Below are 23,590 nucleotides of genomic sequence, written 5' to 3' on the forward strand. Positions count from 1 at the left end.
TTTGTGACGAAACTACCGGCAGCAAGCCGCCTGCAAGCCATTGCTGATTTGCTTCGCGCCGGCGAAGGCATCGGAATTGCCGCAATGGCAGAGCGCTTTTCAGTGACGATGGAGACCATCCGCCGCGATCTGGTCATTCTCGAAAAAGACGGCTTGTTGACGCGGGTTCATGGGGGCGCAATTCCGGTTTCCCGCGCTGCGCCGCTGTCGTCGCGGCTGGCCAGCCTGAGTGCAGAAAAGGCCGTGATTGGAAAGCTGGCAGCGCAAACTGTGGCGCGGGACGGTTGGATATTCATTACCCACGGCAGCACAGCGCTGGCCGTCGCCAAGGCGTTGAACGATGGCCCTGCTGTATCGGTCATGACGAACATGCCCGCCATCGCGGAAGTGCTGCAAAGCGGCATCAAGCACCGGGTCACGGTCACCGGGGGCGAATACGACTATGCCAATGGCGCGCTGATGGGCGAACAGGTGCTAGAAGCCATTTCCGAGTGCATTTTCGATACGGCCGTCATCGCAGCCTACGGCGTTGACCCGGTCCATGGTTTGGTTGAGTCAAGCAAGTACCTGCAACGCTTCAAGCGGCTGCTGTTTGAGCGCAGCCGCCGCCGCATCTTCGTTGCTGACCATAGCAAATTCGGCGCGTCAGGAGCGTATGTCTCGGTGTCGCTGTCGGACATTGGCACCATCGTTACCGACGAGCCACCGCCCGCCGCCTTTGCAGACGGGTTCAAGGATGCAGGTGTGCGCGTGGTTTATCCACAAAACAACGAAACAAACAACACAGAAGAAACCACGAATGGCCAATGACGCGCACTATGTCGTGGTGCTGGGAATTGACGGCCTGCGCCCCGATCTGGTCACTGAAAGCACAATGCCCCATCTTGTGGCGCTGGCCAAGGATGGAACTTGGAACCGCCGTCATACCACGGTGTTCCCCAGCGAAACGCGGGGGGCGCTCACGGCTTTGGCCACCGGCGCAACTGCGCAGGTGAACGGCATTGCCGGGAACCAGTTCTATGTCCGGGGAAACAGCCCCGATCAAGTGTTCACGGAAACCACGCACGATTGGTGGGCGGCGGATGAACGGCTGGCGGGCGACCTGGTGAAAGCGCCCTCGATCTCGGAAGTTCTACACCAAGCGGGACGGCCATTTGCGGTCGTCACGTCGAGTGGCCCCGGCGCGCTGCCCGCGCTGAACTGGAAGGGCCAGCAGCGCGGACAAACCGGGTTCAATGTCCGCCATCCGCAGATCGGCTACCCGCATTCGTTTGCCGCCCGCGCTCATCATTCCCTGAAGATCCCGGCCGGGGGCATCTCCGCCGATGGCCCAATGACAGCATTCCGGGTATTCGAGCGCGAAATATGGCCCTACGACAAGCCCGCCACCACCATTCTTTGGTGCACCGAAGTCGATAGCGTTAGCCACCTGCACGGCCTCCGATCGAGCCAGCTACTCGAAAAGATGCGGGCCTGCGATGATGTGATTGGAGAGCTGCGGGCATGGCGGGACGCCCAGCCGGAGCGCGACAACATCACGTTGTTTATCGTTTCCGATCATGGTCATGTGACGATTGGCGGCACAGTCAACGTCGCCGACGCTCTTTGTCAGGCCGGGTTCAAGGCGGCGGCGTCGTTCAACGACGATACAACGCAGGTGCTTGTTCGACCGGGCCGCGCCGTGGGCCTGTGGCTCAAACAGGACGACCCGGCCTTACTGCATGACATACGGGACTTCATGATGGCACAGATATGGTTCGGCGGCGCATTCAGCCCCGCTCGCGAACCAGGCAGTATCAGTGGCACGGTGGAAGGCAGTCTCGCGCTGGAACTGCTAGGTGCGGGCGGCGAGCGGGCCCCTGACCTGTTCATACACCTCGGGAAAATGCCTGCCGGCGATCAGGCTGGGTATCTGGATCCGGTCTTTTACGACCCCGGCGACTACGATCTGCGGGTGGGCGGCGGCACTCATGGGGGGCTGCATCGTGGCGAGTTCACTGCCGTTCTCGCGGGCTACGGTGCGGGATTGGCGCAGGGCCGGGTCTCGGATATTCCGAGCTCCATCACGGACATTGCCCCCACGATCCTGTCACTGCTGGGCATCGATGCGCCGAAAACGATGACAGGCCGCGTGCTGGCCGAGGTGTGCGGGGATGCGCCAGAGAGTGAGGAACTAGCATGCGCGGAGATTCTCTCTACCTGTGCCCGCAAAAACACGCTCCTGGCGGGCATCAAGCGGCAGGGCCATTTCCATGTCAGCGAAGGCGGAATTGAGGGCTGCTAAAGAAGGGCTCGCGTTGAAGGAGACAGCAAACCTGCCATCTGGAAGACGGAAAGGGGCTCAACAAGATAGCCGACACGCTCAGTCGCCCTGTGACCGAAATGATGGGGCCTAGGTGTTCTCCAGCCTCAATCTTCCGTAGCCTTTCGCTCGGTAGACGAGCACAGAGACCACCCAACTCACTACGAAGATGCCGACAATCGCATAGCCGAAAGTGGCAAAATTCTCATTGATCCCTTCAACCGCGCCCCAAAGTCCGCCTTGCAGACCAAGCTTGTCGGCGAGGATCCCGAGCGCCTCAATGCCGCCTATGAAGATCGCGATCACCGCTGAGGCAATTGTGATGGTGAGATTATACCAGAGTTTTCGCATCGGGTCGACGAACGCCCAGCTGTAGGCGCCAGTCATCAAGACGCTGTCCGTTGTGTCCATGATCGACATCCCGGCGGTGAAAAGCGCGGGAAAAATCAGAATAGACCAGAATGATATGCCCTGCGTTGCCTGGGTTGCGGAGATGCCTAGCAGACCTATTTCCGTCGCGGTGTCGAAGCCGAGACCGAAGAGGAAGCCGATCGGATACATGTGCCAGGAGCGAGAAACGATGCCGAACAGCGGGCGGAAAATGCGGGCAATCAAGCCACGCCCGGCAAGCAGGGCGTCGAGATCTTCGTCGACGATCTTTTCGCCGCGGCGCGCTCGGACGAAAGCCGCCCATATGCCCTTGAGGATGAACAGATTGGCGATGCCGACCACCAGCAGGAACAGGGCCGAGACGCCGGTCCCAATCAACCCGCCCAATTTATGAAACTCCTCCAGTCTGCCCTGCATCAGCGTGGCCGACGCTGCAATCGCAATCGAGGCCAGAATGACGATGCTTGAGTGCCCAAGCGAGAAGAAAAAGCCGGTCGCGTAGGGCGCCTTGCCTTCCTGCATCAGCTTGCGCACGACGTTGTCGATGGCTGCGATATGGTCGGCGTCGAATGCGTGCCTGAGACCAAACATGTAGGCGAGCAAAGCGGTGCCGAGCAGTGCCGGCCGGTCGGAGAAAGCGACCCAAGCCCATATCCACGCGGCGATATTGGCGCCAACCAGCAAGACGTAGATCATTACCGCCTTGGTTCTGACGCGGACCGGCCGGTCGTCGAAGGGATTGGGCAGACGCCGCGCGGTCGGTTCCTGGTACATCGCTGACGCCGTGAGCGCGGCTGCCTCCGTCATTTTCTCTCCTCCCCGATCCGTCGATGGCTCGGCAAAGTCTGCACGACGACGTTGCCCATCCAGAGCTAAAGCCGTACCTGCGCTGCTTCCTGGTGAAGCCATTCGTACCAGCCCCCGAGCCCCTCCCCCGTCTTTGCCGACACGCTGAGCGTGACGATCTCGGGATTGATCAGGCACGCATTGGCGATGGCGCTGTCGACGTCGAAATCGACATGCGCCAAAAGATCGATCTTGTTGATGATCATGACCTTGGCAGCGCGGAACATGTGCGGATATTTCAGCGGCTTGTCATCGCCCTCGGTGACCGAGAGTATGACCACCTTTGCGTGTTCGCCGAGGTCAAACATCGCCGGGCAAACAAGATTGCCGACATTCTCGATCATGACCACGGAACCGAAGGCTGGCTTCAGTTCCAACAGCCCCTTGGCCAACATATCGGCTTCGAGGTGGCAGCCGGCACCGGTGTTGACCTGGATAGCATCAGCTCCCGCGGCGCGGATGCGCTCGCCGTCATTGGCGGTCGCCTGATCTCCCTCGATGACCGATATCAGCATCTGGTCCTTGAGATCGCCGATGGTGCGCTCAAGCAGCGTCGTCTTGCCGGAGCCCGGCGAGGAAACGAGGTTCAGCGCCAGGATTTCGCGACCGGCGAACCAGCCGCGATTGCTGGCCGCCAGTGCGTCGTTCTTGGCCAGGATTTGCATTTCGAGTTCGACCACCGCGGTGTGGCCGTGGCGATGCTCGTGACCATGGTGATGATGGCCGTCGGCATGATCATGACCATGGTGATCATGCTCATGCGAATAGTCGTGACCATGCAACTCCACGTCGTCATGGCGATGCTCGCGCGCCTGCTCGGACGCGTGTTCGTGCCCGTGCTCGTGGCCATGAGTGTGGTCGTGGCCATGGCTGTGCGGATGCTGGTGATCGTGGCCATCTCCCTCGCCATGGTCGTGCGGATGGACGTGGCCGTGGTCATGATCGTGGCTGTGCCGATGCGCCATGCCGCCATCATGGGCGTGGCTATGACCGTGCACATCGCTGAGAGCAGTTTCCTCACCGGTTTGCAGGTTGAGAATTCGGGTTTCGGCCTTGGAGCCGCAGCCACAGGTTCCGCACATCACGCAGCCTCCTCGATTTCCATTTCCCGGATCTTCAGTTCCTCGCCGGCCAACCGGTCGATAGCGCGCGAGCCGCAGCCACAGGCCTGGTAGAGGGTCGCCGTCTCGAACGCCTCGCCGCAAGTCCGACAGCGCGCGCGTCCGGCAATATTGCGGATGTCCAGCCGGGCGCCATCGAGCAATGTGCCCTTGGCGACAATGTCGAAGCAAAACAGGATGGCGTCGGGCATGACCCCGGAAAGCTGTCCCACATCAAGTGTCACGCGCCTGACGCGGCGGCCCTTCGCCGCTTCCTCGACGATGGAGACGATGTTGCGCGTGATGCCGAGTTCGTGCACGGGCCTTCCTCAACAAATCCGCGGTAATTGTTCGCCGACCAGCATGTCGACGATGCGCCGGCCGCCAAACAAGGTCTGCATGGTAACGCGCCCCGGCTCGCCGAGGCCGGCATGGCCGATGATTGCAGAGCCCTGGCCATGCCGATGCGCGCACAATGCGGCAAGTGCGGCCTCACTTTCTTGCGCCGGCACCGCAATGACGATCTTGCCTTCATTGGCGAGATAAAGCGGGTCGAGACCGAGTATCTCGCAAAAGCCGCGCACTTCATCGCGCAGCGGCGTCGCTGCCTCGTCGATCTCGATCGACACTGCGGAGGCGTCGGCGATCTCGTTGAGCACTGTGGCGATGCCGCCGCGCGTTGCATCACGGATGCAGCGCGTGCCGGGCGCGGCGGCGAGCAGCAACTCGATCAGTTCATGCAGAGCCGCACAATCGCTCTCGATCGAGGCTTCCAGTGCCATGTCGCCACGCGCGCACAGGATCGCCGCGCCATGATCACCCAGCAGGCCGTTGACCAGGATAGCGTCACCGGGCCTGACATGATCGATGCCGAGTTCAAGTCCGGGCCGAATAACCCCAATTCCCGTAGTCGTAATAAAGATCTTGTCGCATGCGCCGCGCTGAACGACCTTGGTGTCGCCCGTCACGATGGTGACCCCGGCTTCGCGTGCCGCTTGCGCCATCGATAGCGCGATACGGCGCAACACCTCGACCTTCATGCCTTCCTCGATGACGACGGCGCAGGACAGATAGAGCGGCTTGGCACCGCCGACCGCCAGGTCATTGACAGTGCCGTAGACGGCAAGCTTCCCGATATCGCCGCCGGGAAAGAACAGCGGGTCGACGACGAAGGAATCGGTGGTGAAGGCAAGCCGGTCGCCATGCGTTGCCAACATTGCGAGATCGAAGCGCGCCTGGTCTTCCAGCACCTCGGGAGCCGCGCCGGCGAACGCGCTGATGAAGACATCGTCGATCAGGTCCTTCATCGCCTTCCCGCCGCCGCCATGGGCAAGCGTGACGGTCGGGATGAAAACGCGTCCCAGCACACGTTTGGGTGGAGGTGGCCGCATGTTCATGACACGACCACCGGCTGGCTACCGGACCGGACCGCGGTATGCTTCTTGACGCCGCCATACTGGTAATAAGCAGCGCAAGCGCCCTCGGACGAGACCATGAGGGCGCCGAGCGGCACCTCTGGAGTACAGGCGGTGCCGAACACTTTGCACTGCCAAGGCTTGATGACGCCCTTCAGGACCTCGCCGCACTGGCAGGATTTGGGGTCGGCTATCTTGACGCCAGGGATGGCGAACTTGCGCTCGGCATCAAAGCGGGCATAGTCTTCGCGCACCTTGACGCCGGAATGGTCGATGGAGCCGAGCCCCCGCCATTCGAAGAATTCACGTAGTTCGTAGACCTTGCCGACTGCGGTGAGTGCGGCGTTGTTCCCCGCTTCGGGAACGATGCGGGCATACTGGTTTTCGATCTCGGCACGGCCATCCTTGATCTGCTTCAGCACCATCCAGATCGATTGCAGGACATCGAGGGGTTCGAAGCCGGCGACGACCATGGGCCGCTTGTAGAAGTCGGCGATGAATTCGTAAGGGGCTGTCCCGATGACCATCGAGACATGGCCTGGTCCCAGGAAGCCGTCGAGATGCAGATCCGGGCTGTCGAGAATCGCCTTGATCGTCGGCACGATGGTGATGTGATTGCAAAACACCGAGAAGTTTTCGATGCCGTCGGCTTCGGCCTGCAGCACCGTCAGAGCCGTGGACGGCATTGTGGTTTCGAAGCCGAGACCGAAGAAGACCACCTCTCGATCCGGGTTCTTCCGCGCCAGCGACAGCGCGTCCATCGGCGAATAGACCATGCGCACATCCGCGCCATCGGCCTTTGCCTGCTGCAGGCTCTTCTTTGAGCCTGGCACGCGCATGGCGTCACCAAAGGTGGTAAAGATCACTTCTGGCCGCTCGGCGATCGACACGCAATCGTCGACCCGGCCCATCGGCAGGACGCAGACCGGACAGCCCGGCCCGTGCACGAGTTCGATGGCGTCAGGCAGCATGCCTTCCAGCCCGTAGCGGAAGATCGAATGGGTGTGGCCGCCGCAGACCTCCATGATGTTGATCGGGCGCGTCCTTGCGATCTCGATGGTCGCGACTAGTTTGTCGATTTCCTTGATCAAGACTTTCGCCTTTTCCGCGTCGCGGAATTCGTCGGTGTATTTCATTGGGCGCTTCCTTTTGCGGCGGAGCCGCGTTCGTCGGCGAGCAGCGTGTGCACGAGGTCCCACAGGATGTGGTAAGCGGCGACATGGCATTCCTGGATGCGGTGGATCGAGGTCGACGGCACGACGAGCAGATGCTCGACGGTGCCTGACGATTTCATGCGGCCGCCGTCGCAGCCGGCGAGCCCGATCGTGTGAACGCCCATCTCCTTGGCCTTGGCGAAGGCCGCGACCAGGTTTTGCGAGTTGCCACTGGTCGAGATGCCGATCAGCGCATCGCCCTTGCGGCCGTGCGCCAGCAACTGGCGCACGAAGACATGGTCGAAGCCGAGATCGTTGCCGACTGCCGAAATCATCGCCAGATCGGCGACGAGATTGGTGGCGGCGAGCGCCGGCCGGCCGGCGGTCACGGGATGGACGAACTCGACTGCGACATGGGACGCATCGCAGCTCGAGCCGCCATTGCCCATGGAGAACAGCTGACCGTTTTTGCGGTAGACATCTGCCAGCGCATGCGCGGCGGCGACAAGGATGCCGGCCTGATCGCCGAAGAAGCGCTCGTTGGTTTCGCGCGTGTCGCGGGCCTTCTCGGCAACCGAATGCAGCAGCGCCGCATTCATCTTTTCGGGATCCTGGGCCTTGCCGTGCAGGAATGGATAGAGGCCTCTCAGTTCGCTTTCGCTGGACATTTTCACGTCCTCCTAATGGACCGCCGACAGCCGCATGGACTCCATCTCGGCTTGCGCTTCGCCGAGTTCGGTGAGGATTTTCAGTGTTTCGGCTGCTTCATGTTCATCGATGCGGCTCATGGCGAAGCCGACATGGATCAGCACCCAGTCGCCGACGCAGTCGTCGACCGAATGGTGTTCGTTGACGATGCAGGCGATGTTGATTTGTCGCCTGACGCCGCTGACATCGACGGTCGCCAACTTCTTTTCATGATCGTCGATCTTGAGGATCTTTCCAGGAATGCCAAGACACATTGTCAGCTCGCTTTCTGTCGGACCCTGCCGGCGTCGATGAGATGGGCTGCCGCGATCGCGGCCTGGCCGAACGCGACGCCGCCATCATTGCAAGGCACGCGCGAGTGCGTCAGGACGTTGAAATTCAGGTCTTCAAGCCGGCCGATGACCTGCTCGAACAGCACCTTGTTCTGGAAGCAGCCGCCCGACAGGGCCACCGTGTCGAAACGCGGCACGGCACCGTCTTCGTCGCGACGCGCCAGCTTCAACGCCATTGCGGCGATGGATTTCGCCAGACCCTTGTGGAAGCGCGCCGCGATGAGGGACGCCGGCGTTTTCAGGATCAGGTCGCCAAAGACCGCGTTCCACATGCCCAGCGGCTCAATGTATGGCAGGCCTGAACCTTTCAGGTTGGGGATCGGCAACGGATAGGCGAGAGCATCGCCCTCCTCGTCAAGCGAGCGGGCCGAGACCATCGCTTCCAGCCGCGCGGCCGCCTCGCCCTCGTAGGCCTGACGGTCGAAACAGATTCCGAGAGACGCAGCGACTGCGTCGAACAGGCGACCGCAAGATGATGCGTTGGGCGAATTGAGGGACGCCTTGATCATGGCCTCGACACTCGCCAGCGGCTTGTCGGTGAGCGCGGCAAACAGGTCCAGTTCGCCAAAATTCATGGCGAAGGCCGGCCACCCCATCTCGGACAAAACATGGGCATGGAGGTTGCGCCACGGCTCGCGTATGGCTTGCGCGCCCCCTGGCATGGCGACCGGCTTGAACGTGCCAAGCCGTTCGAAGCGGCGATAGTCCGCGAGCAGGAACTCGCCGCCCCAGATCGTACCATCCGATCCGTAGCCGAGCCCGTCGAGCACGATGGCCAGGACAGGATCGGCGTTCAACGACCGTCCGTTTTCAGCCAGGCAGGCGGCGGCATGCGCATGATGATGCTGAACCTCCACAAGCGGCAGGTTGTCAGACCTGGCGGTGGCGCGCGCCAGCTTCGCTGACAGATATTCAGGATGCAGGTCCGCGGCCAGGGCCGCCGGGCGATGATCGAAAAGATCGCGATAAAGGACGAGGTTCTTGCGATAGTCGTCGTAGGTGAGAGCGTCTTCGAGATCGCCCTGGTGCTGCGACAGCACAGCCCGGGCGTCCTTGATCAGACAGAAGGTCGCTTTCAATTCAGCGCCGTAAGCCAGGATATCTGGCGCCGGCTCGAAGCCTGGCGGAAGCTGGATCGAAGCCGGCGCATAGCCGCGCGCGCGGCGCAGCACGCGCAGTTTTGCGCCCATATGGCGCACAACGGAATCGTCGATGCGGTTGGCGATATCGCGATTGTGGGTCAAGGCGTATGGCGCGATCGAAGACAGTTTTGCTGCCGCCTCCGCGTCATCGATTAGCTGCGGTTCATCGGACAGGTTGCCGCTGGTCATGACCACCGGCCGGCCCATGCGCCTGAGCAAGAGCAGATGCAAAGGGGTTGAAGGCAGCATGAAGCCCAGGGTCTGCAGACCGGGCGCGATCTCGGCGGGCAGTTTTTCGGGTCCGGTGGCGGCAAGCAGGACAATTGGCGCCTCGCGGCTTGCAAGGGCTGCCGCTTCCGCGTCACTGACCGTTGCGTGGCGCCGAACAACATCGAGGTCACGCGCCATCAGCGCGAAGGGTTTTGCGTCGCGGCGCTTGCGTTGACGCAGCAAGGCCACCGCCTCCGGCCGGGTGGCATCGCAAGCAAGCTGATAGCCGCCAAGCGCCTTTATGGCGACGATCTCGCCCTTCTGGATCAGGCTCAATGCCGCGTCCACATCGTCGAGCATGGAATGCTGTTCGAAGGAGAAGGCGCGGCCATCGAAGCGGATCAGCCTGGCTGTCGGTCCGCAGACAAAGCAGGCCGTCGCCTCGGCATGAAAGCGGCGGTCGGCAGGATCGCGATATTCGGCGCCACAGGCCTGGCAGAGCGGAAACGGCGCCATGGTCGTGGTCGCGCGGTCGTAAGGAACGCCGCCAACGATGCTCAGTCTTGGCCCGCAATGGGTGCAGTTGGTGAAGGGATAGCGGAAACGCCGCAGGAACGGATCAAGCACTTCGGCCGCGCACACGCTACACATGGCGGCATCGGGCGATATTTCGGTGCGGGCACGAGCACCCGCCTCGCTGTCGACGATGACGAAGCCGGACGCCAATTCGCCCACACAAGGGCGGGTCTCGATCGCCGTGATGTCTGCCAGCGGCGGCGGCGACGCCCGCAACTCCTCGACAAGTGCGGCAATGATCGATGAGACGCCTCGCACGCGGATCAACACGCCCTGGCTGTCGTTGAGCACGTCGCCGTCGAGGCCCAGCCGGCTGGCGATCCGCCACACCGTCGGCCGGAAACCAACCCCTTGCACACGGCCGCGGACCCGTATCTCGACACTGCGCGTCGCGTCGGCCATCCGCAGCGGCGTGTTCATGACACCGCCTCCCACAGCAGGACACGATTGTTGCCGGTATCGGCGATCGCCAGCGTTTTCCCCGACGCAGCCAATGCGAACGGCCAGCAGACGCTGTCGCGGGTGGCAAAGCGCCAGCGATTGTCGCCCTTGTCGGCAAATCCGGACTGGGCGGCGAGACCGCAAGCAGCACCATCCATGCGCAGATCGTCGAGGGGGTAGCCGATCAACCGGGAATTGGCGGTGTCGGCGCACACGAGGGTGCCGTCGTGGATCGCCATGCCATAGGGCATGTTGAGTGCACGATTGTTTGGGTGATAGGAGGCCCTGTTGTGGTCATTGCCGTCGAAGCCGGATTGACCCAGCACGAAGCTGCAGGGCGCGCCATCGGCATTGGGCATGGAATTCCAGACCATGATGCGGTTGTTGCCGGCGTCCGCCACCAGAATCTTGTTGTTTTCGACAGCCACGCTGTGCGGCCAGCGCATGCCGACAGCGCCGCCGACCCCGGAGGCATTGTCATCGCGGGTGGTTGCGTCAACTTGGCCCAGCACCAGATCGGCAGGCTGGCCGTTACGCCGGGGCATGGAGTTCCAGACCAGCACCCGACGGTTTCCGGTGTCGGCAACAAACACCCTGCCATCGGCGATTGTGACCCCATAGCACCAGTTCAGCGTATCGGCCGCGGCGGTTGCCGCGCCACGGTTGGCGCCGCCGCTGGAAAAATCCGCCTGCCCGAGCACCAGGTCCGCCGGCTGGTTCGAATGCTCGGGCAGTGTGCGCCAGATCAGCACACGGTGGTTCCAGGCGTCGGCAATGGCGAGCACCTTGCCATCGGTCGACAGTCCCGTCGGCATGTTCAACGTGGCGGGGCCAACCGGCCCATGCGCGTTGCGACCTTCGGAGTAAAAATCAGGCTGGCCGATCAGCAGGTCAGCGTCGGCATTGTCTGCTTTCGGCACCTTGTTCCAGATCATCAGCCGATGATGGCCGGTATCGGCAACGAAGAACGGGCCACCGTGCGGCGCGAAGCAGACGCCACGTGGCCCAAACAGCGAATTCGGTTGAGGCCTGATGGGATCTGGAACTCCGTTGGCAGCGATCTGGTCACCGAGAACGGTTCGCGCGCCGCGCGGATCGAGCAGCTGTTGTGTGACGCTGCCGGGGAGAGGACGGCGGTAATCGGGCGCCAGGGAGATGCGCATCATGACGACAGCCTCACCTCGACACGATTGCCGATGACGCGCACGGCATGCGACTGAAGCGCCACTTCGGGCGCGGTCAGGCACTCACCGCTCGAAAGATCATACCGGAAGCCATGATATGGACAGGTGATGATGCCGTCATCGATGCTACCGCCGTCGAGCTCCATGCCAAGGTGCGCACAGGCATTCTGGAAGCAGGAAACGACCCCCTCCTGACGCGACAGGATCACATTTTGCCCACCGACCACGACGGCACTGATGCCGCCCTGCGGGATCTCATCGAGGCGGCACACCAAATGCCAGCCACCGACGGCGCCGAGCGCGAACGGACTGACGAAGCGGACACTGTCATTGTCGGCAGCGTTGCTCATGCCCTTGATCTGAACGATATCGGTGATCTCGGGACAGGCTTCCTCGACTGCTTTTTTTACGCCTGCGTGGAAAGTGAGAGCCGAGGCCGGACAGCCGTCGCAGGCACCGACGAACCGCACTTCGATCGCCGGCGGCCTGACGTTGACCAACTCGACATTGCCCCCATGCGAGGCAAGCATCGGGCGCACCGCGTCCAGCGCTGCCTCTACCCGCTCGCTGAGGCTGGGCTTGAGGATATTGTGACGGCGCAGCACCGCATAGACGACCTCGTCGGTAACCGCCTGCTTCATCGCCGTGAGCGCGGCCGGTTCATCTTTCAACACCCGCACCAGACGTCGCAACGCCTCCCCATGCAGGTCCTCTATGGCGCGACGGTAGGCCTCGACCGCGTTGCGCTGCGTCTCGTCCCAGCTCGAAAAGATCGCCTCGACGCGCTCGATGTCGCCGGCAAGACCGGCGAGATCCTCGCGTTTGGTCGGGATCTGATCGATCGCGTTCATATCAACGGTACTTGAGGTTCTTGAACAGGTAGGGCTGCAATCCACCGCCGATCAGGCAGGCGAGTGCTGCTGCGGCCGCCAAGGGAAGGCCGGCCTTGGCAAGGACAATAAGCAACAAGGCGGTGATGGTCGCGCCTATCGCGGTCTGGCGATAGACTTTGCCGGGTTCGGAGAAGAGCCTTCCCCGAAAGAAGAGCGTGATCGAGCTTTTTGCCATTTCCAACATGATTGCCCCTCAGCCGATCAGCGCCAGAATTATCAGTCCGGCGATTAATCCCGGCACGCCAGCGACCGGTCCATAAAAACCGCCCATCATGGCGGCGAGTTCGTTGCCCAATGACTTGCCGCCAATCACGATACCGCCGATCGCTCCGCCGATGCCGGAGCAGACAAGTCCGATGATGAGCGCAAGCACCGCGCCAGCTGCCGTCAGTTCAACTCCTGCCACGTCAAAGCTCCTTGAGTTCGGTTCAGTTGAGATGGCGGGGTTCCCCGCCACCTTGTTCGTCACTATCGCCAGGCGAGGCCGAGAGCAGCTCACGCTCGATCTGCTCCAGGGCCTCGGCGACGGTGCGGGCCTTCTCGGCCTGCCCGCCAGCGCTAAAAATTTCACGGCTCTCGCGATAATACTCTCGAGCGGCCAGCACATTGGCGCGGTTGCCATTCTCGGGCCGTTCCGGATCGTCGGGCAGGTTCCAGAGACAATTCGCCTTGTTGGCGACCGTGTTGGCATATTCGAGCGGCATCGTGGCTCGCACACGAACCTTCAGAGCCTCGTCATAGGCGTCAAGAGCGCGCAGGTTGTTCTCGAGCGTATGGCTTGAGGACGCATATTGCAGGGCATTGCCGAGATTGTTCTGCAACATGGCGTATTCAGCGGGATGATCGATCAGATTGACGATCTTCAACCCTTCTTCGAACGCCTGCACGGCCAGCGCCTCGCGCATCTTGGATCTGGCATCGGTGAACGGAATGGAGAGAAACGCCGTCGCCAGATTGTTCTGCAGGATGGCGAATTCCTTTGGGAAGCTTGCCTTGTCGAACGTACGCAGCGCCCGCTGATAGGCCGAAATCGCGTCGGTGATGCGGGCCTTGTGCTGGCCGGCCAGATTCTGGATCGCGAGACCGAGGTTCATTTCTGCCTCTGCCAGTTCTTCTGGCCGGCCGAAATCGACCAGGGATGGCATGGCCGCCTCGAAGGCCGCACGCGCTTGTTGCAACGCGGCAGTTCCTTCGTCGGGGAGGATCAAAAGAGCCGTGCCCTTGCGGGCAAAGATACGAGCCGCGAGCAGGGGTTCGTCCTGCGGGCAGACCCTGAGCGCGCGATCGTAGAGGTCGACGGCCGCCAGGATTTGCTCAGCGCTCTTGGGGCGCTGCTGGAGGCCCATGGCGATCTCCATGAGCATCTCGGCACGCTCGGCGGGGCTCGCCGATTCGTCTTCTGCCGCAGCAATTGCTGCGCGCACCTCATCTTCGGCGCGAGTGCTCTGCAACTGGGCTTCCTCCACAGCTGCTTTTGGCGCAGCTTATTATCTTGGCAAAAAGCTAGCCTAGTTTTCCAAAGCTGTCTACTTAAATTACCAACTGATAACTTAGTTTACACAAAACATGTCTTTGGCAACGAGCGCAGCCTGCTCCGGCTCCCAGTGCGCGAAAAATTCGCACACCGATTCATCATCCATCCCCTGCTCTCGGAAGAAATCCGGCGCAAAGACCACGCGGTCCCCGGCTCCGTTGCGACGCTTCAGCAGATAGCCGCCAGATGCGGCATGCCGAACAGGCAGGATCACCAGGTCGTCGTTGCGCCGCAGCAGAATGACGCTCTCCAGGCCCGCGAAGTATCGGTCGCATGTTGCCGCCGATAGGTAGAGCCCGCCGCGCCGGACCTGCACACTGGCGGGGGGCACGATCATGCGGGCACCTTCGCCAACCTTTCACGGATGAGAACCTCGACGCGCCGTGAAACCTGCTCAGCCGACGCAGCGACATCGTCTGACAATCCTATGCCAAGGCCAAGTTCAGCGGCCTCGATCAGAAAGACCGTCACGTCCTTGGGAAACTCTTCGCGAAAAATTTGCCGTCCGGCATAAAGGGCCGCATCCCAGCGGAAATCATGAAGGTTGAGACCAGGGACATAGGGGCGCTCGAGCACAGTGCCGGGCACCTCGTGAATGGCGCCTGGGGTCACCCCGGTTTTGGACGCATCGACCACGATCAAGGATGTGCATCCGCGCGCGGCAAACATGACCGACATGCCGTCCGTCCCGGCGTCAAGCAATTTGACATCGGGTCCTTCGAGATCGCGTTGCCGCAATGCGCGAATGACCTCGACACCCACGCCATCGTCCTGCCGGTTCAGATTTCCGCAGCCGATGACGATGATCATAGCCGGGCACTCATATGCGCCAGAGCCGGCAAGACCACTGCGGTTCAACGGGAACGGCAAGTTCGGGAAGTTCGCAGAAGCGCCGGTGGACCAGATAGTACATGCAAGTCTCGCAGGCTTGCTCGATACCGTCGTGCTCCACCGGCTGGAGGGTGAAGCCCGCGGTCACCAGTCTGGCCGCCAAATCCCCACCAGCCATCCGCAACCGCCCAAGGATCTCGACCGTGCTGTCCTGGCTGTCGGCGCGTGGAAATACTTCCGTTTTCAAGCCGCCGGCAAGCAAAGAGCGGATTTGGGCCGCCACACTCTCGTCATTGATTGCGTTCGCCACCGGCTCCTCCATCCGCGCGGCCCCGCTGTCGCTGCAGGGCCTAGATGCGCCAAAGCCTACACCACCAATCGGCATCGACCGGCACTGCCAGTTCGGGCAGGTCGCACCATTCTCGGTGGACGAGATAATACATGCATTCCATGCAGCGTTGCTTGTCGGGGCCATAGGGCTGATCCACGAAGCCGCTGATTACCATCTTGCCCTCGATGTCGTCGGCCTTCAGCTGACGCAGTTCGGTCAATATTGCGGCAAACTCCCTTTCCGTTTCGGGAAAAGGTTCGGTCTGCGTCTTTAGCCCGCTTTGCATCAATTGGGCCATTTTGCGCAGCAAAGCATGCTGCTGCTCGCTATTCATTGCCTGCGCTCCCGGGTTCGTGTGCAGCGGATCCGATCGCCCGGCACGCGGCCGGACGATCGAGGCTGAGGGCGCTCGACGCGTTGCGTCGGATCAAGCCGTACGGAAGCGTGCGAGTTCTGTCCCGGTGCTGGCATCATGGGCATGCACGGTACAGACAAGACAAGAATCATACGAGCGGCAGACATGGCCGACCTCGACGGGATCACTTGGATCCGCGATCGGCGTGCCGATCAGCGCCTGCTCGATCGGGCCAAGCTCGCCACCGTCCGATCTGGGCCCGACATTCCAAGTGGTCGGCGCGATGATCTGGTAGTTCTTGATCTTGCCGTTTTGCACCTCGATCCAATGACAAAGCGCACCGCGGATGGCTTCGGTGGCTCCCCAGCCGCGACCGTCCTTCTCTGTCGGCTTGACGTACCACGGGTCATTGAGGCGAAACTCGCGCAGCGCATGCTCGGCCTGGCGGTAGAGCTTGACGCCCTCATGCATGCGGGCGAAGTGACGCAGCATGACACTGGCCCCGCCAAGCTTCTTGTACATGTCAAGAACAAGCGGGTCGTGATGCTGCCAGCTTTCTCCATGGCTACCACCTGCGATCAGCTGGCGGGCCAGAGGTCCAGCTTCGAGCCGGCCGTTGTTGTCATGGCGCACGGCGGTCGACCATGAGTACTGATTTTCGTATTCGACGGGATTCTTGCCGACGGCCTTTGTCGTGCGCTCGAACGGATGCTTTCCGCTGGGCTCATCGTACCAGGCATGCAAGACGTCCTCTCTTGTGTGAACCTGGTCCATCAGCTTGTGGGTATCGGCCGCGCCGTCGTAGACGCCGCTTTTCATCAGCAGTGAGGCGTTGCGGTTTTCGATCGTTGGCCGATTGTACTTGTCCTCATGCGGCAAGTAGCCCCACGAAACGTACTTTCCATGACCTTTGCCATATTTGTCGACGCCGACGTCCAGGCTCATGCGCCAGAACATGCCCAGATCCGAATTCGCGTGCTCCGGGCGCTCGTCAAGCCAGGCCATGAAATCGTCATAGGAGCGAATTTGCTCGTAACGCTCGAAGGAGCAGCCTAGCCAAACCGGCTCCATCCAGTTGCGGCGGAAATGCTCGAGGATGGACCAGGCCCGGGTTACGTCAGTAAGCGTGGGCGCACACATCACGCCGCCAGGCACCATGTAGCTTGAATGCGGCCACTGCCCCCCCAGCAAGGCATAGATTTCGACGGGTCGTCCAGAGATCGTCACGCCAAGTTCATAGTTGGTGCCGGTGTATGGCGACCAGCGCTTGACCGCCTCCTCGTAGTATTTCGAATGCGAATAGTTCTTGTGGGTGTAGTCGATCATGAACAGGCCGTAGTGGTGTCTTGGCAAGCTCTGCAGGCTTTCGACGATCTGCCCGAGATTGCGCGCAAGGATGGCGTTGCGGGGGACCTCGGCTTTCCAGGCCGTATCGAGCGCCCAGGCCGCGCAGGTCAGGTGCGAAGCGCCACAGATGCCGCAAGCGCGCGGCGTGACGACCAGACCCGCCTGCGGATCCTTGTCGCGCAAGATAATCTCGAACCCGCGGAACAGTTCGGCCTGCGTCCAGGCATTGACGACGACGCCATTTTGGATGTCGACGCGCACGTCGAGATCACCCTCGACGCGGCCAACAGGAGAAATATCGAGTGTTTGAACTGCGGCTGACATGGTTTTCGGGACCTCCCTGGAAAAATAATACTGGCAATCGGTGACTTCAGACGACGAAGATGTCTTCTTCAGCCCAGCGTGGCGAAGCAGCCTTGGCCGCGGCCGTCAGCTTGATGTAACCGGTCTTGTCGACCCCGCTCGGCATGTCCTTTGGGACACCCATGACGGTCTGCGTCTTGAATACGGTTCCCGGAGCCAGATCGAAGAAAGGGAATTCGGGCTCGGTGCAGCCCATGCACGGCATCCCCGCTCGCGTCTTTGACGATTGCCGGTTCCACAGAATTCGATTGCACGGCGAATGCGTCATCGGCCCGCGGCAGCCCAGGTCGTAGAACAGGCAGCCTTTGCGCTGACCAAATTCGGTCGCCGAAACCTTGTAGGCGAAGTGCATGTTGCGGGTGCAGCCCGTCTGCGTGAAGGAGGTAAAAAAGGTCTTCGGACGCTGGAACTCATCCAGCGTGAGATCCCCTCCTCGGCCGGTCGCCACAGCGACCACGATTTGCGTGATCCAGTCTGGGTGAGCCGGACACCCTGGAATGTTGATCACCGGCAGGCCGGCCTTGGATTTGAAATCCTTGCCAAGGAAGCCGCCATGGCCGCGCTTTAGGAATTGCAGGCCTTCGCTTTCGGACGGGTTTGGCGCGGTCGCGGGGATGCCGCCCCACGTCGCACAGTCGCCAACCGCGACGACAAAGTTGGCGACCTTGCACAGGTCCCTTACCCAGTCGCGCATGGGACGCCCCGCGAAGCGGTTCCATTCGCCTGTCCCGTTGGGGGCGTTCACCACGGTGCCTTCGAACACGAAGATGTCGAGCGCCAGTGTGCCCGCGGTGAGCGCCTTCAGCATCTTTTGCAGGTTCTCGCCAAGCTCGAGCCCGAGCGAGGGATGCCACAGCACATTGATGCCAAAGTCGGTAACCAGATCGCACGCACTCGGTTCCTCGGCATTGAGAAACGACATCGTGTTGCCGGAGCATGCTCCGCCTTGGAGCCACAAAAGATTGGCCATTCTCTCCTCCACAGCCTGTAACGAAGCATTGCCGTATGCAGCGCCTCCGATTATTGTGAAGCAAACGCCGTGCCAGCCGGCTGAGATATCAGGAAATCGTTTGTTTCCAATAGGTTGACCTGCGCTACGCTGACCGGGGCGCCTATCGGTCCGCGTACCAGGTGTGCAAACTAACTTTGCTGTTGGAAACTAGGTTGTGAACGAAACCAACACCGTCACGACCTCTTCTAACCGTGACGATTGCCGCAGGCGGGACACGTGACTTCGAGCAGATAGCCATACCAGATCCCTTGGCAGCGACTGCACCAGTGGCCCGTCGCCTGCCGTTCAGGCGCGCCGATCGTCTTGGCCATTGCCCCCAGCCCAAGATATTTGATCGGCTTGTGACGGCTTGAGGGCAGAACCCGGGACTGTGGAAAAGGAATTATCTCTGGTTGCGGTGGTGATGAGGGTTCATCGGCTTCGCTCATAGCGCTCTCCTAAACGTCCGCGCTCAAAGCTTAGCATATGGCGGACATGACCGATTTGTCACCCCGGTTCGCCAAGCCTGCGTCACACCATCCAGCATCACCGATGCCCAAGCCAAGAGCCTGTCGCTACAGCTTTGCTGTCATTGGTGTTGCTGGACGTGTTCGTTCAAGCTGTAGCGTTTGATCTTGTTCGCCAGGCCAACCCGCGACAGCCCAAGTTCATTTGCCGTGCGGCTTTGGTTCCAATGATTGCGAACAAGCGCTCTGCTGACGATCTGCTTTTCGAGGCTTTCCACCTGATCCTTCAACGTCACTCCCTCCGGGAGAAAGGCAACCGCTTCCGAATTGCGTCGCGGCGGCGCAGCCAACAGCGTCGCTGACATGTTGCGGGTCGTCAGATACTCACCATCCTTGGCGAGAGCCACCATGCGGCGGATTTCATTTTCCAGTTCCCGGACATTGCCCGGAAATTCGCCGCCCGAAAGCTTTTCGATGGTGTTGGCCGTGATTCCCAGGATCTTGCGGCCAATGGCATCGGCATGTTTTGCCGCAAAAAACTCCGCCAGGGGTCCGATGTCTTCGGGACGTTCTCTCAGCGCAGGGACTTCGAACTCGAAGCCTTTCAGCCGGAAATAGAGATCCTGCCGGAACTCGCCACGCCCGACCAGAGTTTTCAGGCGGCGGTTGGACGCCACGATGATGCGGACGTCACAGTGTGTGACCTTGTCCGAGCCAAGTGGCTTGACCTCGCCCTCCTGGAGAAATCGCAACAGGCTGACCTGAAAGGACGGCGATACTTCGGAAATCTCATCCAGAAAAACCGTCCCGCCGTCGGCCGCGCGAAACAGACCCAGCCGATCCGAAATAGCTCCGGTAAAGGATCCACGCTTGTGTCCAAACAATTCCGATTGCAGCAATTCGTTGGGCACGCCTCCACAGTTCTGGACGAGCAGAGGACTTGCCCGGCGCGTTGAGTTGTAGTGGATGGCCCTGGCAAGCAGTTCCTTGCCCGTGCCCGTCTCGCCTTCGATGAGAATAGGCAATTCGGTCTTGGCCGCTTGCCTCGCCAGCTCGCATAATTCAGCCATTTTCTCGCTGACATAGACGAGCTTTTCGAAACGCTGGCTTTCGGTTCTGAAGACGGCATTCTTCCGCTCACCGAAGATCAGCCCATCGCCCGAGATTTTGAACTCTCGAGACAGGATGCGATGGCGACGGGCAAGTTCGCGGGTTTCCAGCGCCCTTTCGACAACCAGGCCCAGTTGCGAAGCATCAACCGGCTTCAGCAAGAACTGGTAGATTGCCGCCTGGGACAATGCCAGCTCCGAGATACAGTCCGACTTCGAGGTCACGTATATGCGGGTGATGTCGGGATGAGACACCCGCAGGCCGGTGAGGAAGGTGAGGCCGGCATCTTCACCCTCATGATCCTCCGCAATGGCCAGATCAACGTGGAGGGTGGCCATTGTGGTCAACGCTTCAGAAAAGGAGTGCGCCAGGATGACCCGGTACGCGTAGCGCTCGGCCAGGACGTTGAGCGGCCATGTCCAATCACTGCCCTGCCGCGATACGATGACGACGGTGCCCGGTTCATCCATATAAGTAGGTTTCCATTTTGCGCACCTTGTTAGCAAAACGGCGCGACGGCTTCAATTGCCCTGAACGGCTGCTGAGCCACGGACAGGTAAGGCGCTGACGCATGTTTCAGCGGACCTCGGGATAGAGCTTACCCGAGATCGGCAGAAAAGCGGCTCCCTTGCGGGCCAGGAAGGCGCAGAACGCACCGATGGCTGGCGTCACGACGCGGTCGCTGCGCACGACCGAAAACCATTGGCGGCGAATTGGCATACCGACGACATCGAGCACCGACAGCCGTCCGGCCTGAACCTCGAAGGCGATGGTGTGTGCGGAGATGAAGGCCACGCCCAGTCCAGCCATGACGGCCTGCTTGATCGTTTCGTTGGAATCCATCTCCGTTCCCGGTTGCTCCAATCGCCCGGGGATGTCGCCAAGAAAGCGTTCGAACGACATGCGAGTGCCTGAACCCGGTTCGCGCACGATGAAATGCTCCTGGGCGATCCTGGCTTTGGTTATGTCGCGCGCATGTGCCAACGGATGATCGGGGGCGGCCGCGATGATCAAGGGGTGGTCCCCAAACACTCTGGCCTCAACCGGCAGATCCGGGGGCGGTCGCCCCATCAGCGCAATGTCAAGGACATGGCCCTTCAGTTTTGCAATGGTTTCGGCCCGGTTGCCGATCACCAGCTTCAGTTCGATATCGGGAAACTCCTTCTTGAAACCAGCAATGATCTGCGGAGCGAAATACTTTGCCGTGGAGACCGCGCCGACGATCAAATGCCCCTTCCTGAGACCCTTGACGGCATCAATCTCCTCCTGGAGCAGCCTCAATCTCTCATCAATGGCGTGTGCTGCTTCGATGAAGGCAAAACCTGCGTCAGTCGGACGCATGCCATGCGGAGCACGTTCGAAAAGCTGAATTCCCGCTTCTGCTTCAACCTGTTGGAGCTGTAACGTCACCGCCGGCCCGGTTAGTCCCAAGGCCTTGGCAGCGTTGATGATTTTGCCCTCGGTGTGAATGGCCGAGATGATTCGAAGATGCCGGAGCGTTATGTTGCGCATCTATTAAAGTAAGCAGAACTTATCGCTGGCGTAAATAGATTAAAGTTTACTAATCCATGGCGGGCTGTTCCAACCGTCTTCAGATCTGCGGCCTATCGCGAGATCGGGAGGGGAAAATGAGCAATCCGACACTTGAGGCCTTTTTGGCGTCGCACGAACGGCAAGGGCATGATGGCGACGTCCTGGCAACGGTGGCGGCGCTGGCTGGTGCGGCTCTGGCGATCAACAACGGCATCCGCTCTGGCACGCTGGGGTCCGCCTTTGGCGGGACCAACGGAACGGTCAACGCGGACGGTGATACCCAAAAGGACCTGGACCTTTATGCCGATGACATCTTTCTGGGAGCCATGCGCCGTGCTCCGGTGCGGTGTGTCGCCTCTGAAGAGCGCGTCGCACCGGTCGCACTCGACCCCGAGAGCCGCATCGCGCTGGCCATCGACCCCCTGGACGGCTCGTCCAACATCGACGTCAACGTGTCGATTGGCACAATATTCTCGCTTCTCCCAGCGACTGGCGCGCCCGGCACCGACCCGGCCGCCTTTTTTCTCCAGCCAGGCAGCAGCCAGCTCGCAGCAGGCTTTTTCGTCTACGGACCGCAGCTGGTTCTCGTTTTGACGCTTGGCCTCGGCACGCACGCGTTCGTCTTCTCGCCTGAACTTAACACCTTCGTGCAGACCCATGAGAGCGTGGCGGTGGCCGAACGCACCCAGGAATTCGCCATCAACGCGTCCAACTATCGCCATTGGGAAGAAGCCGTGCGGCTCTATGTGGATGATTGCCTGAAAGGCGAGGACGGTCCGCGCGGCAAGAACTTCAACATGCGCTGGATCGCCTCGCTTGTTGCCGATGTCTATCGCATCCTGATGCGCGGTGGCGTCTTTCTCTATCCCGGCGATAACCGTGCCGGCTACGCAAGCGGACGGCTGCGGCTCGTCTACGAGGCCAATCCCATCGCGATGCTGGTGGAGCAGGCCGGCGGACGCGCGACGAATGCGCTTTGCAGCATCCTCGACATCGTTCCGACCGGCCTGCACCAACGCGTCCCGTTTGTCTTCGGCTCCGCCAGGGAGGTCGAGCGCGTCGCCCGCTACCATACCGAGCCAAGCGCGATAGCCGAGCGTTCACCGCTGTTTGGCAACCGCGGCCTGTTTCGGGCCTGATCAGGGAGGCACAAGATGTCGGCCAAGCACCCCATCATCTCGATCACCGGTTCCTCGGGTGCTGGCACCACCTCGGTCAAGCGCATCTTTGAGCAGATCTTCCGGCGCGAAAACGTCGATGCGGCGTTCATCGAGGGCGATGCATTCCACCGCTACGATCGCGCGGCGATGAAGGTGAAGGTTGCCGAGGACGAGAAGGGTGGCAACCCCTACTTCACCCATTTCAACGCGGAGGCCAACGAACTCGACAAGCTTCAGGAGGTCTTCGAGGAATATGGGCTGAGGGGCGCCGGCCGCACGCGAACCTATGTTCACGATGAGGCGGAGGCTAACCTCTATGGCTGCGATCTCGGCACCTTCACGCCGTGGCGCGAGTTCGCCCCGAGCGACCTGCTCTTCTATGAGGGCCTGCATGGTTGTGCCGTAACCGACAGGGTCGATCTGGCCAAACACGCCGACCTCAAGATTGGCGTGGTGCCGGTCATCAACCTTGAATGGATCCAGAAGATCCACCGCGACCGCTCCACGCGTGGCTACTCGACGGAAGCCGTGGTGGACGTGATCCTTCGGCGCATGCCCGATTATGTGCGCCACATCGTGCCGCAGTTCTCGAAAACCGACATCAATTTCCAGCGCGTGCCGATCGTCGACACATCCAATCCATTCGTCGCTCGCTGGATCCCGACGCCTGACGAATCGATGCTGATCATCCGCTTCGCCAACCCGCGCGGCATCGATTTCCCCTACCTGCTTTCGATGATCCACAACTCGTTCATGTCGCGCGCCAACTCGATCGTCGTGCCGGGCAACAAGCTCGACCTGGCCATGCAGCTGATCCTCACACCGCTGATCCTGCAACTGATCGAGCGCAAGCGCCGCGCCAACTGAGGAAGCCG

The 23,590-nt window shown here is 61.1% G+C and carries 26 protein-coding genes; 4 read left to right on the top strand and 22 right to left on the bottom strand.

The features are described 5' to 3' along the window. Positions 1-3: 3 nt before the first annotated feature. Both CK227_RS14820 and CK227_RS14825 read left to right on the top strand, forming a co-directional pair. Entirely contained in the window at positions 4-810 is an 807-nt protein-coding gene (locus CK227_RS14820) for a DeoR/GlpR family DNA-binding transcription regulator (RefSeq protein WP_095774273.1), read from the top strand. After that, positions 800-2,284 carry an alkaline phosphatase family protein gene (locus tag CK227_RS14825; protein WP_095774173.1) on the top strand — a complete coding sequence of 495 codons (1,485 nt, stop codon included), beginning with the start codon at positions 800-802 and terminating at the stop codon, positions 2,282-2,284. Before CK227_RS14820 ends, CK227_RS14825 begins: the two co-directional genes overlap by 11 nt. A gap of 108 nt (positions 2,285-2,392) precedes the next feature. Here CK227_RS14825 and CK227_RS14830 read toward each other — a convergent pair whose 3' ends face one another. From CK227_RS14830 to CK227_RS14935, 22 genes are all read right to left on the bottom strand, one after another. Further along, a complete protein-coding gene (locus CK227_RS14830) occupies positions 2,393-3,466 on the bottom strand; it encodes a HoxN/HupN/NixA family nickel/cobalt transporter (RefSeq protein WP_095774272.1) in 1,074 nt (357 codons plus the stop codon). Positions 3,467-3,564: 98 nt separating this feature from the next. Continuing rightward, positions 3,565-4,620: a hydrogenase nickel incorporation protein HypB gene (hypB, locus tag CK227_RS14835; RefSeq protein ID WP_095774172.1), complete on the bottom strand. Its 1,056-nt coding sequence runs from the start codon at positions 4,618-4,620 to the stop codon at positions 3,565-3,567. Continuing rightward, positions 4,620-4,958 (bottom strand): hydrogenase maturation nickel metallochaperone HypA, encoded by a 339-nt coding sequence (locus CK227_RS14840; RefSeq protein WP_095774171.1) that lies wholly within the window; start codon positions 4,956-4,958, stop codon positions 4,620-4,622. The genes hypB and CK227_RS14840 overlap by 1 nt, the downstream gene beginning before the upstream one ends. 9 nt (positions 4,959-4,967) lie before the next feature. Further along, positions 4,968-6,035, bottom strand: coding sequence for a hydrogenase expression/formation protein HypE (gene hypE / locus CK227_RS14845; RefSeq protein ID WP_095774170.1), 1,068 nt, complete (start codon positions 6,033-6,035; stop codon positions 4,968-4,970). Next, positions 6,032-7,189, bottom strand: a complete 1,158-nt coding sequence (hypD, locus tag CK227_RS14850) for a hydrogenase formation protein HypD (RefSeq protein WP_095774169.1) — start codon at positions 7,187-7,189, stop codon at positions 6,032-6,034. Before hypD ends, hypE begins: the two co-directional genes overlap by 4 nt. Next, complete coding sequence (locus CK227_RS14855) at positions 7,186-7,875, bottom strand: SIS domain-containing protein (protein WP_095774168.1); 690 nt, start codon at positions 7,873-7,875, stop codon at positions 7,186-7,188. The genes hypD and CK227_RS14855 overlap by 4 nt, the downstream gene beginning before the upstream one ends. Before the next feature lie 12 nt (positions 7,876-7,887). Continuing rightward, positions 7,888-8,169 (bottom strand): HypC/HybG/HupF family hydrogenase formation chaperone, encoded by a 282-nt coding sequence (locus tag CK227_RS14860; protein ID WP_095774167.1) that lies wholly within the window; start codon positions 8,167-8,169, stop codon positions 7,888-7,890. Positions 8,170-8,171: 2 nt separating this feature from the next. After that, positions 8,172-10,595 carry a carbamoyltransferase HypF gene (gene hypF, locus CK227_RS14865; protein WP_095774166.1) on the bottom strand — a complete coding sequence of 808 codons (2,424 nt, stop codon included), beginning with the start codon at positions 10,593-10,595 and terminating at the stop codon, positions 8,172-8,174. After that, positions 10,592-11,782: an NHL repeat-containing protein gene (locus tag CK227_RS14870; RefSeq protein WP_095774165.1), complete on the bottom strand. Its 1,191-nt coding sequence runs from the start codon at positions 11,780-11,782 to the stop codon at positions 10,592-10,594. Before CK227_RS14870 ends, hypF begins: the two co-directional genes overlap by 4 nt. Further along, a complete protein-coding gene (locus tag CK227_RS14875) occupies positions 11,779-12,651 on the bottom strand; it encodes a NifU family protein (protein WP_095774164.1) in 873 nt (290 codons plus the stop codon). The genes CK227_RS14870 and CK227_RS14875 overlap by 4 nt, the downstream gene beginning before the upstream one ends. Before the next feature lies 1 nt (position 12,652). After that, positions 12,653-12,877: a hypothetical protein gene (locus CK227_RS14880; RefSeq protein WP_095774163.1), complete on the bottom strand. Its 225-nt coding sequence runs from the start codon at positions 12,875-12,877 to the stop codon at positions 12,653-12,655. Positions 12,878-12,886: 9 nt separating this feature from the next. After that, positions 12,887-13,099, bottom strand: coding sequence for a hypothetical protein (locus CK227_RS14885; RefSeq protein WP_095774162.1), 213 nt, complete (start codon positions 13,097-13,099; stop codon positions 12,887-12,889). Positions 13,100-13,121: 22 nt separating this feature from the next. Beyond that, on the bottom strand, positions 13,122-14,159 hold the full coding sequence (locus tag CK227_RS14890) for a hypothetical protein (protein WP_245318188.1): 1,038 nt from the start codon (positions 14,157-14,159) through the stop codon (positions 13,122-13,124). Positions 14,160-14,243: 84 nt separating this feature from the next. Further along, entirely contained in the window at positions 14,244-14,564 is a 321-nt protein-coding gene (locus tag CK227_RS14895) for a hypothetical protein (RefSeq protein ID WP_095774161.1), read from the bottom strand. Beyond that, entirely contained in the window at positions 14,561-15,037 is a 477-nt protein-coding gene (locus CK227_RS14900) for a hydrogenase maturation protease (protein WP_095774160.1), read from the bottom strand. The genes CK227_RS14895 and CK227_RS14900 overlap by 4 nt, the downstream gene beginning before the upstream one ends. A gap of 10 nt (positions 15,038-15,047) precedes the next feature. Continuing rightward, positions 15,048-15,368 (bottom strand): hypothetical protein, encoded by a 321-nt coding sequence (locus CK227_RS14905; protein ID WP_245318187.1) that lies wholly within the window; start codon positions 15,366-15,368, stop codon positions 15,048-15,050. Between the two features lie 40 nt (positions 15,369-15,408). Then, positions 15,409-15,723 (bottom strand): hypothetical protein, encoded by a 315-nt coding sequence (locus tag CK227_RS14910; RefSeq protein ID WP_095774158.1) that lies wholly within the window; start codon positions 15,721-15,723, stop codon positions 15,409-15,411. A gap of 93 nt (positions 15,724-15,816) precedes the next feature. Further along, positions 15,817-17,415 (bottom strand): nickel-dependent hydrogenase large subunit, encoded by a 1,599-nt coding sequence (locus tag CK227_RS14915; protein ID WP_095774157.1) that lies wholly within the window; start codon positions 17,413-17,415, stop codon positions 15,817-15,819. Positions 17,416-17,461: 46 nt separating this feature from the next. Then, entirely contained in the window at positions 17,462-18,424 is a 963-nt protein-coding gene (locus CK227_RS14920) for a hydrogenase (RefSeq protein ID WP_013896581.1), read from the bottom strand. A gap of 227 nt (positions 18,425-18,651) precedes the next feature. Next, entirely contained in the window at positions 18,652-18,894 is a 243-nt protein-coding gene (locus CK227_RS14925) for a hypothetical protein (RefSeq protein ID WP_095774156.1), read from the bottom strand. A 140-nt stretch (positions 18,895-19,034) separates the two neighbouring features. Continuing rightward, positions 19,035-20,492: a sigma-54 dependent transcriptional regulator gene (locus CK227_RS14930; protein ID WP_095774155.1), complete on the bottom strand. Its 1,458-nt coding sequence runs from the start codon at positions 20,490-20,492 to the stop codon at positions 19,035-19,037. A 106-nt stretch (positions 20,493-20,598) separates the two neighbouring features. After that, entirely contained in the window at positions 20,599-21,534 is a 936-nt protein-coding gene (locus tag CK227_RS14935) for a LysR family transcriptional regulator (RefSeq protein WP_095774154.1), read from the bottom strand. A gap of 116 nt (positions 21,535-21,650) precedes the next feature. On the opposite strand from CK227_RS14935, the gene CK227_RS14940 reads away from it, so the two are divergent. Continuing rightward, positions 21,651-22,694: a class 1 fructose-bisphosphatase gene (locus tag CK227_RS14940; protein ID WP_095774153.1), complete on the top strand. Its 1,044-nt coding sequence runs from the start codon at positions 21,651-21,653 to the stop codon at positions 22,692-22,694. Between the two features lie 15 nt (positions 22,695-22,709). Continuing rightward, the gene (locus tag CK227_RS14945; protein ID WP_095774152.1) at positions 22,710-23,582 is read left to right on the top strand and encodes a phosphoribulokinase; all 873 of its coding nucleotides are present in this window, start codon (positions 22,710-22,712) and stop codon (positions 23,580-23,582) included. Positions 23,583-23,590 lie beyond the last annotated feature (8 nt).

The organism is Mesorhizobium sp. WSM4308 (assembly GCF_002294905.1).
Taxonomy (GTDB): Bacteria; Pseudomonadota; Alphaproteobacteria; order Rhizobiales; family Rhizobiaceae; genus Mesorhizobium.